The organism is Brevibacterium casei CIP 102111, from assembly GCF_900169275.1.
GTDB classification, from domain to species: Bacteria; Actinomycetota; Actinomycetes; order Actinomycetales; family Brevibacteriaceae; genus Brevibacterium; species Brevibacterium casei.
On the sequence record NZ_FXZC01000007.1, the window covers coordinates 145,910 to 160,009 of the forward strand.

Genomic DNA, 14,100 nt, shown 5'->3' on the forward strand with positions numbered 1-14,100 from the left:
CCTTCTAGTCTGAACCACGCAGAACCCCGGCAGTAGACCCAGTTACGACTGACATGACATAAGCTGAACTTATGTCCGAGCACTTCGACCAGGCCCTCGCCACGGGCGACCCGAAACGCCTCCTCCTCTTCGGCGCCGTCGCCGCAGCCGGCAGCCTCGGCGCCGCCGCCCGGGAGATCGGCTGGTCCCAACCCGCGCTCTCTCAGCACATGTCAGCGCTCGAGAAGGATCTCGGCGTCACCCTCTTCGACCGCACCCCACGCGGCATCGTCCTCACGACCGCCGGCCAGCTCGCCCTCATCCGCGCATCCGAGGTCGCCGCCTCGGTGACGGGACTCCGCCGCGACCTTGCGACCGCGTTCGGCCTCGGCGGACGCAATGTCCGCCTCGCCGGCTTCCCCAGCTTTGTCATCGGTCCCCTCGCCGCCGCCCTCGGCACGCTCGAGACGAGCGCCGCTGACCACCCGGACACGGTCACCCGGCACTCCTACGAAGTCGTCGAGGCCGAACCGCCCGAAGCGCTCACCCTGCTTGAGAGCGGCGCGATCGACGTCGCCTTCGTCTTCCACCACGAGGACGAGGACCCACCGCGCCTGGAGGGCGCGACGACGATCGACCTCGGCGAGGATCGGCTCGACCTCCTCGTTCCCGAACGCTGGAACCGGGCCGGGCAGATCCATACGCTCACCGACGTCGCCGAGCTGCCGTGGATCATGGGCTGCGAACGGTGCCGGTCGACCGCGGAACGACTGTGCCGGCGGGCAGGGTTCGAACCGCGGACGCGGCACATCACCGACAATCCCGGTGCGATCCAGGCATTGGTGTCGAACAGCCTCGGCGTGGCCCTGCTCCCGCAGAGCGCCCGACGCACGACCGCGGTCGACGGGATCGCGGCGATCTCGATCGCCGAAGTCGGCACCCGGCGCATCAGCGCCCTTGTCCCCGCCGAACTCGACACGGCACTGGAGATCACCGACCTCCTCGACGCACTGCGAACTCTGAGTCTTGGTCGCGGAGATCGTCAGGAGTGATCAATTAGGGTGGTGAGAGCGCGCAGCTGAGCCCGACGACCTCCGCAGGCGTCGGCCGGCCACGGACACGGACGACGAAAGGGGGAGTGCGGATGACGATCCTCTACTCCATCGGATTGGGTCTCATCAACGCTGTCATCGTCGGCTTCCTCGTCCGGCGGATGATGATCATCGGCACCGGCGCCGCCCGCAACACCGTCGTCTCCCTCATCATGGGCCTTTCGATCTGGCCCATCACCCTTCAGGCGTACAAGCTCCTCGGCATCTCCGAGGACAACACGTACCCGAGCCTCGACATGAGCTTCCCCGCGATCATGGTCTTCCTCCTCCTCTTCGCGTGGGCCATCGTCCTCCAGATGTTCGTCCTCCTCGCCATCGAACTCGTCCTGCCCACGGGCACCCTGTCCTCCGTGCTGCGCTCGGCGCCGAAGATCCCCACCTGGTACCGCCGCGTCAACCGGTTGGCCCAAGTCCAGAAGATCCTCATCCAGTTCGGTCTCGCCCGCTACCTCAAACCCCGCATCCCGACCCTGCGCGTGTCCCTGCGGGAGATCGCAGCGACGACCCGTGATGCGCTGGCCGCGGCCGGGGTGACGTTCGTCAAGCTCGGGCAGTTCATCGCGACCCGCGGGGATATGATCCCGCACGAGTTCGTCGAGGAGTTCTCCAAACTCCAGGCCGGCGTTCCGCCGGTTCCCTTCGCCGAGGTGAAGGAACAGTTGGAGACCCAATGGGGTCGTCCCGTCGCCGAGGTGTTCGAGAGTTTCGACGAAGTGCCCTTCGCGGCCGCATCGGTGGCACAGGTCCATCGTGCGGTGACGTGGGAAGGGCAGGCCGTCGCCGTCAAGGTGCAGCGGCCGAAGATCCGCAAGCAGGTGCGCGCGGATTCCGACATTGTCCTCACGCTCGCCGAGCGGCTCGAGCGGTCGACGGATTGGGCGAGGAAGGTCGGGGTCGTCAAGCTTGCGCAGAGCTTCGTCGAATCCCTCCAGGGCGAACTCGACTACCGTGGGGAGCTCGCGCACATCGAGGCGCTGCGCGATGCAGACGAACAGGGCAAGGCGCGGACGGAGACGACGTCGGTCGTCGAGATCCCCAACGTCTACCCGGAGCTGTCGGGGGAGTACGTCATCGTCATGGACCTCGTCGAGGGTGTGCCGCTCTCGCGGGCCGATGATGTGGTCAATGGGCTTTCGCAGATCGCGCGGGGTGAGATCGCGCAGGATCTCTTCCTCATGGTCGTCCGGCAGGTGCTGGGCAAGGGGATCTTCCATGCCGATCTCCACCCGGGCAATATCATCGTCTCCTCGTCGGGGCGTGCGGGGTTGGTCGACTTCGGGGCGATCGGGCTCATCGACAAGCGCGACCGGCGGGCGATCGCCCTGCTGCTCATGGCCTTCGATTCGCAGAATTCCCATGCGGCGACCGCGGCGATCCTCGAGCTGCTCGGGACACCGAGCGATGTCGACCTCCGGGAGCTGCAGCGCGAGATCGGGCAGATCATGCTCAAGTACGGGGATGGTCGGCCGGGGTCGACGTCAGCGGCGCTCTTCGGTGAGCTCATCGACTTCGTCGTCGATTTCGGGTTCCCGATGCCGACCTCGGTGGCGACAGCGTTCCGGGCGATCAGCACGCTCGAGGGCTCGATCATGAAGCTTGATCCCAGGCTCAATCTGCTCACGTTGGTGACGCGGAATGGGAAGGATCTGCTGCGTGAGGTCGGGGGACTCGGTGTCGATCGCAGTGAGATGACGCTCTACTTCGCGGCGACGGTGCCGCAGATGGCGGAGCTGCCGGCGCAGGTGTCACGGATCGCGGGGCATCTGCAGGACGGGACGTTGGATGTCGGGACGAGTGGGTTGAACATCTCGATGATCAAGAACCTGCTCAAGTCGACGGTCGAGCAGTTCATCCAGGTGATCGTCTCGACGGCGTTGATCCTTGGGGGAGTGATCCTCATGGCCGCGAACTTCGGGCCGCAGTTGGCGCCGGAGCTCAAGCTGTTCACGTATTTCGGGGCGTGGGTGCTGCTGGCGGGCAGTGTGCTGGCGGCGCTGGTGCTGGCGCCCGCGCTGCGGCAGCGGATGGCGTGGGACAGCCTGGGGTAGAGGCGCTCAGTCGACGCCGCGTGTGCGGATGAGACCGTGATTCGCTCCCCTCAGTCGCTGACCACTGCACCGGTCAGCGTCCAGAGGCGTTGCAGTTCTTCGAGCTTCGCTTCCGAGCGTTCCGGGTCGAGGTTCGCCAGCGCACTCACGACGCACTGGACCACGCTGACAGCACACGTCACCGAAGCCATCGGTCCTGCTCCCTCGGACGGTACGAGAATCAGCCGATCAGCAAGCTCGGCGAGCTTCGACCGCTGATCGGCGATGACGACGATCCGAACCCCACGAGCCTTCGCATATTCGCACAGTGGGACGAGGTTCGCGTCGGTTCTCCAGATCGAGAAGGTGAGGAGGCAGTCGCCGGGTCCGAGCCTGCGAACGTCGTTGATCATGCTGGTCGCCGAGCCGTCGCTGAGGACAATCCGGTATCCGAGCGCGAGTCCGTTGTGCGCCAGCACTGCTCCCGGAGCGACGTAGGCGCCGGTGGCCAAGACGACTGTCGACTGCGCATCCGAAATCACGGTGGCGACGTCGTCGATCGCCTCCTCGGTCAGTGTTTCCGCGAGGAGATGGATGAGTTCGACGTCCCTGGCCAGTGGTTCAAGTGAGGGCTTCTTCGTTGTTGTCGCGTTTCTGGCGAAGTGTTTGTCCGGATCCAGGGATGACAGGAACCGATTGCGTACCTCTGTCGACAGCTCGGGCCACCCGGAGAAGCCGATGGCTTGGGCCGCTCGGACAACGGTCGCGATATTGACCCCAGCCGCCTCAGCCAGCGCCGCGCCGCTGCAGTACGAGGCCCGTTCGGGATCCGCACCGATCGCGCGGAGCACAGCAACCGAGCCAGGAGACAGCTTTCGGCGGGATATCAGGCCTTCGAGCCACGTCGCGATGATATTCACGCTGTCCCCCCTTGCAACAGATACTGCAGTGATCTATATTCGACGTGTGACCGAGACAACACAGCGTACCGGATTCTGGCCACGGAAGTCGACCAAACTCCAGGACTACGGTCTCTCTGATTCTCAACTCTGTGCAGTGGGATCTGCAACAGTGTTTGCGGTCGCATGGAACCACGTGTCGTGACAGCACGGTCGAGGGAGCCTGCTTGGGAATCATCGCGTCGCCTGGGCGGCCGTATCACGTGGCGGTGATGACGACTGGCCGCAACGTCGAACAGGGCGCCAGTGATGAGGTGGTCGATCACCCTCAGCATGAATACACGCGGTCTCTGCTCGCAGCGGTGCCCACACTCGAACCTCGGCGGGAGAACGCGGAACCGTCGTGATCAGCTGTTCCCTCCGACGCCGAGGAGGGGACGACATCGAAAGGAGCGGCAAGACAGACATGCCGGACACACGTACACAGGACCCGGAGACGACTCGTGGGGCGGAGAAGCCCGTGCCGGTCGACGACTTCGTCGTCACCGACCATGAGCTCGATCTTCCTACGGGAACGCTGAAGTATCGCGCGCAGGCGGGCCGAATGGTCATCGGCTCCGAAGTGGTCGACGACGGCGTCTTCGAGGGACTGACCCCGAAAGCGCAGATCTTCACGACCTCGTACACGGCCGTCCCCGACGAGGGAGACCAGGACCCGAGCCGACCGGTGATCTTCGTGTTCAACGGCGGACCGGGCTCCTCCTCGGCGTGGCTGCACATCGGACTGTTCGGCCCCCGCCGCGTGGTGACCAACGACATCGGGCACCGCACGCCGCCTCCCTACGGTCTCGTCGACAACCTCGAAACCTCCCTGGCATACGCCGACCTCGTCTTCATCGATCCCGTGACGACGGGGTTCTCCCGCACCGCCGAAGGGGAGAAGCCGGCGGACTTCCACAGCTTCAGCGGTGACCGCGACGTCGTCGGCGAGGTGATCAGACTCTGGCTGAGCCGGAACAACCGATGGACCTCTCCGAAGTTCCTCGCCGGGGAGTCCTACGGCACGACCCGTGCGGCCGCGCTGGCCGGTCACCTGGCGACACGTCATGGCATCGCGTTCAACGGCATCATCCTCATCTCCGCGGTGCTCGACTTCGGCACGGTCGTCTTCACCGAGGGCAACGAAGCCCCCTACCTCCACTACCTGCCGACATTCGCCGCCGTCGCGCACTTCCACGGCAGGCATCCGGACCGCACTGTCGAAGACGTTGTCGCCGAAGCCACCGAGTTCGCCTACGGGGACTACGCTCGCGCGCTGGAACGCGGCCACCGCCTCGGCGAGACGGAGAGGAAGCAGGTCGGAAAGAGGCTGGCCCACCTCATCGGTCTCGACGAGGACTTCGTGCAGCTCGCCGATCTGCGCATCGACGAATTCACCTTCTTCAGCGAACTTCTGCGCGATGAACGTCTGCGCATCGGACGGCTCGATGCACGGTTCACCGCGCATCCGGGCAAAGTCGCGGCGGAGACCCTCGGGGACGATCCGTCCTACCCGATCATCCAGTACCCGTACACGGTGGGCATCAACGAGCTGCTGCGGGCGGAGCTGAAGTACGAAACGGATCTCACCTACGAGGTGCTCACCTCCCGCGTGCATCCGTGGTCGTACAAGGAGTTCGAGAACGCGCTCGTCAACACAGCTGAGGACCTCGCGTTCGCGATGCGGGCGAATCCCGACCTCAAGGTCTATGTGGGCTTCGGGTACCACGACTGTGCGACACCGTTCGCGGCGTCGGAGCATGTGCTCGCGCACCTGCGGATCTCCGATGAGGCGCACGAGCAGATCGTGCGCCGCTACTATCCCGCCGGACACATGATGTACGTCAACCAGGAGGTGCGCGTCGACCAACTGCGCGACATCGCCGACTTCGTCGCGTGGTCGACGCGGACAGGTGACAAACCGGAGTCGAACCAGCCCGTGTGAGGGAGGCGACCGAACGTCCGGCGCGGGTCGAAGCCTCGGCTGTGCTGCCGTTCGGTCGAGGCGAGGAGGAGAAAAGAGCCGATGAAGAAGGGACGAGCACAGGTGGGCGCACCAGATGTCGGCGGGGACACCTCGGCGACCGCGGCAGGAACGGCACTGGCGGAGATCATCGACGCCGAATGGGCGTGGCGGGAGGCGGAGTTCGGTTCGCTCTCGCACAAGGCGGCCATCGTCGATTTCCTCCCGGACGTCGGACTCGAGGCGCAGGAGCGCCGGCAGGCGACGTGGGAGGCGACTCTGGCTCGTCTCGACGGAATCGATGCTGCGACGCTGTCGGCGAGCGAGCGGATCGACTTCCAGGTCTACCGTGAGCAGCTGGTCACGCTCATCGCGGCGCAGCGGCATCGGATGTGGGAGCGCCCGGTCACCGCTGATTCCGCGTTCTGGCGGGGTCTGGCCTTCGATGCGTACCGGCTCGTGCTCGAGGACGAGGCGGCCGCGGAGGCGTATCTGCGGATGCTCCGTGACATTCCGCGGTACTTCTCACAGCAGATCGAGAACATGCGTGCCGGAGTCACGCGCGGTTTCGGTCCCGCGCGCATCTGCATGAGCGGTCGTGAGGAGCCGGTGCGGGCGATCGCCGAGGCGAACGAGGTCACAGAGGTTGCGTTCTTCGGTCCGTTTCGTCGGCTGCCGACGGTGATGCCCGCCGAGGTGCGTGATCGTCTGAGGGCCGAGGCCCTCACCGTCCTCACCGAGGAGGTCATCCCGGCGTATCGGAGGCTTCTGACCTTCCTCACCGGGGAGTATCTGCCGCAGCTGCCCGACTCGATCGCGGCCGTCGACCAACCCGGGGGGATGGACTTCTATCGTTCGCAGATCAGGGAGTACGCGACCATCGACCTCTCCCCGCGGGAGATCTTCGACCTCGGCCAATCAGAGGTCAGGAAGATCCGTGCGGAGATGGAGGAGATCGCCGCGGAGGTCGGATTCGCCGGTGATCTGCCGGGGCTGTTCGCGTACATGCGCTCCGATCCGCAGTTCTATGCCACGACGCCGCGTCAGCTCCTCGCCGAGGCGACCTACACGTGCAAGGCCTTCGACAGAGTCGTCCACGAGTACTTCGGACGGCTGCCGCAGCAGCGTTTCGCCGTCATGGAGACGCCAAAGGAACTCGCGGCCTTCGACACCTTCGGGCGCGGAGCACCGGATCGGTACCTGGTCAATACCTACAACCTGCCGGCTCGTCCCCTGTACTCCCTGCCGGCGCTCACACTCCACGAGTCCGCTCCTGGGCATTCCTTCCAGCTCTCGCTCGCGGAGGAACTCGAGGTCAAAGACTTCCGCAAGCGCTACATCTCCGCGTTCGGGGAGGGCTGGGGGCTCTACTGTGAGCGCCTCGGCGACGAGATGGGGATGTACGAGACGCCGTTCGAACGGCTCGGGATGCTCTCCTTCCAGATGTGGCGGGCTGTCCGCCTCGTCGTCGATCCGGGGATGCACGCGCTGGGGTGGAGTCGGGAGAAGGCGCAGGACTTCCTGCGGGAGAACACTGCGATCGCCGAGCATGAGATCGGCACGGAGATCGACCGGTACATCTCCTGGCCGGGGCAGGCGACGGCGTACTACCTCGGGCAGCTGACGATCGAGAAGCTGCGAGCAGAGGTCGAGGAGGCGTTGGGGGAGTCCTTCTCGATCCGGGACTTCCACGACTGTGTGCTGGGGATGGGCAGCGTGCCACTCTCCGTGCTGGAGACCGAAGTGCGGGAGTGGATCGCCGGCCAGGGCCGGTGAGCGTCGGTTGGGTCCGGGGGTCCGGCTGGGTCTGGTGATCCGGCTGGTTTCGCACAAGACTGCGCCGTCGACGCCGCCTAGCTGCGGTGGCGACGCGGTCGAGCTGGAGCTGGCCGCGGCCGGGGCCGACGTCAGCGGCGCTCTTCGGTGAGCTCATCGACTTCGTCGTCGATTTCGGGTTCCCGATGCCGACGTCGGTGGCGACAACCTTCCGGGCCATCAGCACGCTCGAGGGGTCGATCATGAAGCTCGACCCCAGACTCAATCTGCTCACGTTGGTGACGCGGAACGGGAAGGATCTGCTCCGCGAGGTTGGGGGACTCGGTGTCGATCGCAGTGAGATGACTCTCTACTTCGCGGCGACGGTGCCGCAGATGGCCGAGCTCCCGGCGCAGGTGTCGCGCATCGCCGGGCATCTGCAGGACGGGACCTTGGATGTCGGGACGAGTGGGTTGAATATCTCGATGATCAAGAACCTGCTCAAGTCGACGGTTGAGCAGTTCATTCAGGTGATCGTCTCGACGGCGTTGATCCTTGGGGGAGTGATCCTCATGGCGGCGAACTTCGGTCCGCAGTTGGCGCCGGAGCTCAAGCTGTTCACGTATTTCGGGGCGTGGGTTCTGTTGGCGGGGAGTGTGCTGGCGGCGTTGGTGTTGGCGCCGGCGCTGCGGCAATGGATGGCGTGGGACTCGTTGGGGTAGGCGGACCACCGGTCACACTGCACGGTTTGTGAGGGAGAGCCATGACGAAGAACCTCGTGACCTTACTAAAGGACTTTTGCAAGTCCGTGGAACCGTAAGCACTCACACCCGCCCCAAGCGGATCCGCTACATCGTCGCGGTTGTGCTTTTCATCACCGTCGTCATCAACTACATGGACCGGGCGAACCTGTCCATCGCGATGCCGGCACTGTCTCCGAAATTCGACCTCACCACTGACCAGCAAGGGTTGCTGTTGTCTGCCTTCGGATGGACCTACGCCGCGATGCAGCTGCCCGGAGGGTGGCTCGTCGACCGCGTGCGACCGCGCGTGCTCTATGCTTCGTGTCTCGTGCTGTGGTCCCTGGCAACGCTGTTCATGGGAATGTCCGGCGGGCTCGTCGCCCTCATCATCCTCAGGCTTATGGTCGGTGGTTTCGAGGCGCCTGCCTACCCAATCAACGACAAGGTTGCCACCGCGTGGTTCCCGGAACGTGAAAGAGGACGGGTCATCGCCTTCTATACCTCGAGCCAGTTCATCGGTTTGGCGCTGCTCACACCTGTTCTGCCCTGGCTGCAGATGGTACTCACCTGGCACTGGGTCCATACTGGAGTAATGGGCGAGGATTCCGGAACCATTTCCAGCCATACCATCCCCCTATAGCACCCAGACTCTGGCCAGGGGGCTGCGAATTGTCAGTGCCGTGGCACATGGCTCGACCACGCTGAAGTGGCTCGTCGATTCGACGGGAATCGATCGGTCGAGTGCACACAGGATGATCAATTCATCCTCACCGGTGTCGTCGAAATCATCTGGGCCGCGATCTGATGGCTTATCTACCGCGAGCCGCGCGACAAGATGAAAGTCAACCAGGCCGAGATCGATCTCATCGCCTTGGGCGGGGGATCGGTCGACGTTGAGAGTGACGCGAAGAAGGAGTTAAAGCCGAGCCTCAAGTGGTCCGACGTCAAGGTCTTACTAACTAGGCGGAAGCTCTGGGGCATCTGCCTAGTCAGTTCTGCCTGACCTCGACTCTGTGGTCTTTCCACACCTGGTTCCCGACCTACCTCGTCGACTGCCGGGGGATGGACTACATCGAAACCGGTTTAATGGCTTCGCTGCTGCTCATTGCCGCGCTCGTCGGTGAGCTGTTCTCCGGTTGGGTCTCTGACCTTATGGTGAAGAAATGTCTGTCCCTGGGTACAGCACGGAAGCTGCCGATCATCATTGGACTGGCGATGACCGTGTTCATGCTCGGCGCTAACTACACAGACTCGACTGCGTTGGTCATCGTGTTCATGTCGATCGCGTTCTTCGGCAACGTCTTCGCTGCGATCACTTGGTCGCTGGTTTCAGCATTGGCACCGAAACGACTGCTCGGTCTGACCGGAGGCATGTTCAACTTCATCGGAAACCACTCGTTGACCGCCTTGCCCGATCGTCATCGGCTTCCTCGCCACCGGTATCGACTTCGCCCCCGACGTTCGTCTGCACGGCTGCGGTCACCATAGTCGGCGTGCTTTCGTACGTGTTCCTCGTGGGAAAGGTTGAGCAGCTGAGGGACGGTAAAGAGCTGTCAGACTACTCCCATGATACATTGTGCGTAGCGCAAAGCGGAAAAATGAGGAGTGTCATGGCAGATGTAGATTCGCAGCCGAAAACCATTCAGTCGCTCTATACATGGTTCAGCGAAGGTAAGCTTACGGTGAACCGGCGTTACCAGAGGAAACTGGTCTGGACCCTAACTGAAAAACAAAAGTTAGTCGAATCAATTCTGAATCGATATCCAATACCAGCGGTACTGCTAGCCGAGAAAGGCGAAGGCAAGTACGAAATTATCGATGGACTTCAAAGACTTTTCACAATGATGTCCTTTATAGAAGGAAGCTTTCCCACTCTTCAAGGAGCAATTTTCGACATTGCCCAGTTTCCCACAGCGCAGACGCGTGCGAACGAAAATAAGTTCACGGTTCCAAACTCCAGCAATCTTCTTGAGCCTCGAGAAGTTAACGTTTTTCTCGACTACTCTATGGCGGTATCAGTAATGCGGGGTGCGAGCGAAAATGAGATTGATGACGTGTTTGCGCGCATCAATACCTACGGGCATCAATTGAGCAATCAGGAACGTCGGCAGGCTGGGATAAAGGACGAATTCAGCGATATGATTCGCCTGTCGGCCTGTTTTCATCGAGGCGACGTATCGTCGGATCATCTGGATTTGAGTGACATGCCATCCATAAGCGTCGACCTCCCCATGACTAAGCATGGGTATTTAGTTCAAGCCGACGAGATTTTTTGGGTTAAGTCTGGAATCTTACGGTCTACCGACCTTCGGGATAGCTTAGATGAAGAGTGCCTGGCTGATATCGCAGCGTCGATCGTAGGAGGGCAGATTTTGGAACGATCGAAAGGCGCGCTTGATGAGGTTTATGCCCGCGATAGTGAAGAGAATGAAAGAATAACTCGCGCTCTCGACACGTATGGTTCCGACAAACTATCTGATGAAATAAAATTCTCAATCAGCGAAGTAATGAAAGTTGCACAATCCGGGTCGCCGATAAAGCTTCGAGACCTCATCTTTTCATCTCGGACCACGACGAACGCGTTTCCCGCCACGTTTACGCTGTTAGTAATAGCTTTCCATGAAAAGCTCGTTAAGGAATCTAACTCGATTCGCGACTATGAAGCTCTTAAGGGGTCACTGACGGACTTGGCTTCCCGAATCCAAGGTCGAAAGACTAAGAAGGAGGACCGTCGGAAAAATGTCGACATGATCAAGGGTTTGCTGACCCCTTATGTTGTTCCAGCTACTTCGATGGACGCAGTCTATGGCGACCACACGATTATTGACGTCGATGCGGTGTTGCATAGGTCGGAGATTGAGTTGCCAAACTATGAGCTTAAGCAAGGACTTCTTCGACTTGACGGGTCGAGGGGCGTCGACGCGAATATGATCGACAAGGTCGTCAAAACTGTTGCTGCTATCGCGAATAATGGCCCAAATAGTAGCGGGAAAGTTCTCATTGGTGTGACTGACAAGACGTCAGATGCCGATCGCATTAGAGAGCTCGATGGCTTTCAGCCGATTCGGGTGGGACGCCGCCATGTGGTCGGCGTGCGGAGAGAGGCCGATGTCCTTGGCGAAACTGCGGAGGAGTATTTTGGCCGATGGAAGACGGGCATACGAAATTCTAATCTTAGTGATCCTTTAAAGAGTTCTGTACTCTCCAGCATGGATTATAATAACTATTATGGATTAGGAGTAATTATCATCAGCGTTCCAGGGCAAAACTCTCTTTCGACTGTGGGAGAAAAGATCTATTGGCGCGATGGCGATGAAACGCGTGAAGCGACAACTGTGGATCAAGGTATCAATCTTGGATCCAGGTTTTCCTAGTTCTGGTTAGACCTAAATGTGCCGTATCGCGATTTAATTGCCTTCAGGTGTGAACTCATGGCTTTTCTAAATGATTCCAAGAAAATTCTAGATGCATTTATAATAGTGCACGAACACTCTTTCTTAGATTGGAATCACAAATATACACGTAAGTGCCTCTGATTCCGCGAGTTAGTAATACTCTGTAAATGTTCTTCACATACTCGAGCAAGTCCTCGTCGGAGTAGGTGATTCCCAACTTCGGGTTGTTCTCGCGACCCTTCTTGTCGTAGTAGTGAGTTCGGTTGAACACCAGTTTCTTGGCTACTGGATCGAACTGGAGGTCGTTGCCGATGATGACCCCGGAGTAGTTGAGGTCGTATCCCTGAACCGTATGGATTGAACCGACTTCGTCGACGGACTTCGGTGAATTGATCCAGTCGGTCGTGGTCGAGTTCCAGCGCATCCGCTGACCATCGATCTCGATGTCGTACGCCTCGGGGTCGTTCTTGCTGCGCCAGGGCCAAGCGTATCCCGCGACCAATCTCGACAGTCCGTATTCCTCCTCGCGCTTACGGAGCTCTTCCCTCATCTCCCCGAGATCGGTGAATAGCCTGAGGTCGTAGTCGCCGAAATCCTCGGGTTCTAACGGCGGGTTGTCGCTGAGGAGGGCACGGATGTATCCGACGTAGTCCTTGTCTGCCGCGATTCGCATCTGCGTCTGAAGCGGGTAGTGTCGGCCGGCATTCTTGGCCTTACCAGCGAGGTTCCTCGTCAACGAGACCGGAAGATCGGCTGGTCGGACCGTTTGGCCGACGTCGAGCATGAGAATCGAGTGCCTGCTCTGCTTTTGGATCCAGTCGAGTTGCGTGAGCTGAGGATCGTCCCACGCGAACAGGCGTTCGTTGATCTCGCGGAACTTCTTGTTCAGTGGGCCCGCTGCCTGATTTGCGCGCTGGTTGAGTCGGTGGGCCTCGTCGACAATGAGCAGATCGAACGGTTCGAGGCTCTCGCCAACCTGGAACGGCGTGAGCACCTGATTCCTCTGCAAGCCCGGCGTCAACTTGAAGACCTTCGCGATCGAGTCACGCAGCGACTGCTGAGGGACGACGATTGCGAACCGCAGTTTCTTGAGCAGTTCGGCATGTTCCGGCGTGAAGTAGTCGCTGAAAATCGAGTCGATGTCCAGAGGCTCTTCGGGATCGTGATGCCGGATGTCCTCAAGCAGCTTGAGCATATAGATCGCGACCACTGTCTTGCCGGTGCCCGGATTGCCCTCCACCACGACGGTGTTGCTGACACCGCTCGCGAGATCCTCAAAGAAGCCCTCGAGGATGTCGTCGACCGCGATGGCCTGGTCGTGGTTGAGTGCCTTGAACGGTGACAGTTTGAACAGGTCGCTGTTGACGATCTGCGGAACAGTCCGCTGGAACAACTCTTCATGCGTTCGGAGTTCGTCGAAGATCTGGCGGAAAGTCTTGTTATACGCTTCACGGTCGTAGTACTCGGCGTCGGTGATGCCGGCATTGAGATTGAGCACCTCGAGACGTCCGTCGCCGTGGAACATGCGGATGAGGAATGACTCCAGGTCCAAGCACGCCGACTTGTTGAATGTGTCATCGAGAACGACCCGCACTGACTTGAGGCGTTGCTTGTGCTTCGACTCCAAATGTTGGCGCATCCGCCCCTCGACATTGAGGGATTCGCCGACGTAGACCTGCTTGTCGTTGTTCATGACGTAGACGACCGGCCAGTTCCGGTGACGAGGGTCGACTGCTCCCCACGCTCGGACTGCGTCAGGACCGAAAGGGAATCGTTCGAGCTTAAAGCTGGTCATATTTCTCGCTCCGGCCGCGCGATTTCTCGACGGGGTACTTCTCGCGAGTCTTCGCGAGTTTCTCAAGAACGATAGTGTCGGGATCCACGCCCAGACGCTCGGCGAGCAACAGGCAATAGGTCAGCACATCCGCCAGTTCGTCTTTCGCCGACAAGAGGTCGGCGTCACCCCATTGAAAGCACTCGAGCAATTCGCCGGCCTCGATGCTGATGCTCTTCGCCAGATTCTCCGGCGTATGGAACTGCTGCCACTCACGCTCAGCAACGAACTCGCGCAACTCCTCGCGAACCGACTCGTCATACATAGGCCCAAGATACCAACCACTCGGCCGGAATCTTTGGTTCTACCTGCACAGATGTTATCGACGTGACGGCTGGGGGCAACGTTCGTCCA

General features: G+C 60.9%; 14 protein-coding genes. 11 read left to right on the forward strand and 3 right to left on the reverse strand.

The window, feature by feature from the left end:
- Positions 1-71 precede the first annotated feature (71 nt).
- Both BC102111_RS15325 and BC102111_RS15330 read left to right on the forward strand, forming a co-directional pair.
- Positions 72-1,031 (forward strand): LysR family transcriptional regulator, encoded by a 960-nt coding sequence (locus tag BC102111_RS15325; RefSeq protein WP_095376512.1) that lies wholly within the window; start codon positions 72-74, stop codon positions 1,029-1,031.
- A 92-nt stretch (positions 1,032-1,123) separates the two neighbouring features.
- Complete coding sequence (locus tag BC102111_RS15330; protein WP_095376513.1) at positions 1,124-3,139, forward strand: ABC1 kinase family protein; 2,016 nt, start codon at positions 1,124-1,126, stop codon at positions 3,137-3,139.
- Positions 3,140-3,189: 50 nt separating this feature from the next.
- Here the strand turns inward: BC102111_RS15330 and BC102111_RS15335 are convergent, their stop codons facing one another.
- Positions 3,190-4,038 carry a MurR/RpiR family transcriptional regulator gene (locus BC102111_RS15335; RefSeq protein WP_141236358.1) on the reverse strand — a complete coding sequence of 283 codons (849 nt, stop codon included), beginning with the start codon at positions 4,036-4,038 and terminating at the stop codon, positions 3,190-3,192.
- 251 nt (positions 4,039-4,289) lie between these two features.
- On the opposite strand from BC102111_RS15335, the gene BC102111_RS15340 reads away from it, so the two are divergent.
- The 9 genes from BC102111_RS15340 (at position 4,290) to BC102111_RS15375 (ending at position 11,891) form a co-directional block, all read left to right on the forward strand.
- Positions 4,290-4,424 (forward strand): ABC transporter ATP-binding protein, encoded by a 135-nt coding sequence (locus BC102111_RS15340; protein WP_095376515.1) that lies wholly within the window; start codon positions 4,290-4,292, stop codon positions 4,422-4,424.
- A 59-nt stretch (positions 4,425-4,483) separates the two neighbouring features.
- Entirely contained in the window at positions 4,484-6,001 is a 1,518-nt protein-coding gene (locus BC102111_RS15345) for a S10 family peptidase (RefSeq protein WP_095376516.1), read from the forward strand.
- Between the two features lie 81 nt (positions 6,002-6,082).
- A complete protein-coding gene (locus BC102111_RS15350; RefSeq protein WP_095376517.1) occupies positions 6,083-7,795 on the forward strand; it encodes a DUF885 domain-containing protein in 1,713 nt (570 codons plus the stop codon).
- A gap of 86 nt (positions 7,796-7,881) precedes the next feature.
- Positions 7,882-8,496, forward strand: coding sequence for a hypothetical protein (locus BC102111_RS15355; RefSeq protein ID WP_232252597.1), 615 nt, complete (start codon positions 7,882-7,884; stop codon positions 8,494-8,496).
- Between the two features lie 142 nt (positions 8,497-8,638).
- The gene (locus BC102111_RS15360) at positions 8,639-9,157 is read left to right on the forward strand and encodes an MFS transporter (protein WP_232252596.1); all 519 of its coding nucleotides are present in this window, start codon (positions 8,639-8,641) and stop codon (positions 9,155-9,157) included.
- A 10-nt stretch (positions 9,158-9,167) separates the two neighbouring features.
- Positions 9,168-9,356: a helix-turn-helix domain-containing protein gene (locus tag BC102111_RS18235; RefSeq protein ID WP_368731288.1), complete on the forward strand. Its 189-nt coding sequence runs from the start codon at positions 9,168-9,170 to the stop codon at positions 9,354-9,356.
- Positions 9,353-9,520, forward strand: a complete 168-nt coding sequence (locus BC102111_RS17895) for a hypothetical protein (protein ID WP_217987211.1) — start codon at positions 9,353-9,355, stop codon at positions 9,518-9,520. The genes BC102111_RS18235 and BC102111_RS17895 overlap by 4 nt, the downstream gene beginning before the upstream one ends.
- 8 nt (positions 9,521-9,528) lie before the next feature.
- Positions 9,529-10,005 (forward strand): MFS transporter, encoded by a 477-nt coding sequence (locus BC102111_RS17615; protein WP_232252816.1) that lies wholly within the window; start codon positions 9,529-9,531, stop codon positions 10,003-10,005.
- Positions 10,006-10,127: 122 nt separating this feature from the next.
- Complete coding sequence (locus BC102111_RS15375; RefSeq protein ID WP_095376912.1) at positions 10,128-11,891, forward strand: GmrSD restriction endonuclease domain-containing protein; 1,764 nt, start codon at positions 10,128-10,130, stop codon at positions 11,889-11,891.
- Between the two features lie 97 nt (positions 11,892-11,988).
- On the opposite strand, the gene BC102111_RS15380 is transcribed toward BC102111_RS15375, so the two are convergent.
- Together BC102111_RS15380 and BC102111_RS15385 are read right to left on the reverse strand one after the other, a co-directional pair.
- Entirely contained in the window at positions 11,989-13,605 is a 1,617-nt protein-coding gene (locus tag BC102111_RS15380) for a DNA/RNA helicase domain-containing protein (RefSeq protein ID WP_232252595.1), read from the reverse strand.
- Positions 13,606-13,693: 88 nt separating this feature from the next.
- Positions 13,694-14,011, reverse strand: coding sequence for a nucleotide pyrophosphohydrolase (locus BC102111_RS15385; RefSeq protein WP_095376885.1), 318 nt, complete (start codon positions 14,009-14,011; stop codon positions 13,694-13,696).
- Positions 14,012-14,100: the final 89 nt, after the last annotated feature.

Coding starts and splice junctions, on each gene's coding strand:
- BC102111_RS15325 (WP_095376512.1), top strand. CDS start 72: ATGTCCGAGCACTTCGACCAGGCCCTCGCCACGGGCGACCCGAAACGC.
- BC102111_RS15330 (WP_095376513.1), top strand. CDS start 1,124: ATGACGATCCTCTACTCCATCGGATTGGGTCTCATCAACGCTGTCATC.
- BC102111_RS15340 (WP_095376515.1), top strand. CDS start 4,290: ATGACGACTGGCCGCAACGTCGAACAGGGCGCCAGTGATGAGGTGGTC.
- BC102111_RS15345 (WP_095376516.1), top strand. CDS start 4,484: ATGCCGGACACACGTACACAGGACCCGGAGACGACTCGTGGGGCGGAG.
- BC102111_RS15350 (WP_095376517.1), top strand. CDS start 6,083: ATGAAGAAGGGACGAGCACAGGTGGGCGCACCAGATGTCGGCGGGGAC.
- BC102111_RS17895 (WP_217987211.1), top strand. CDS start 9,353: ATGAAAGTCAACCAGGCCGAGATCGATCTCATCGCCTTGGGCGGGGGA.
- BC102111_RS15375 (WP_095376912.1), top strand. CDS start 10,128: ATGGCAGATGTAGATTCGCAGCCGAAAACCATTCAGTCGCTCTATACA.
- BC102111_RS15380 (WP_232252595.1), bottom strand. CDS start 13,605: ATGAACAACGACAAGCAGGTCTACGTCGGCGAATCCCTCAATGTCGAG.
- BC102111_RS15385 (WP_095376885.1), bottom strand. CDS start 14,011: ATGTATGACGAGTCGGTTCGCGAGGAGTTGCGCGAGTTCGTTGCTGAG.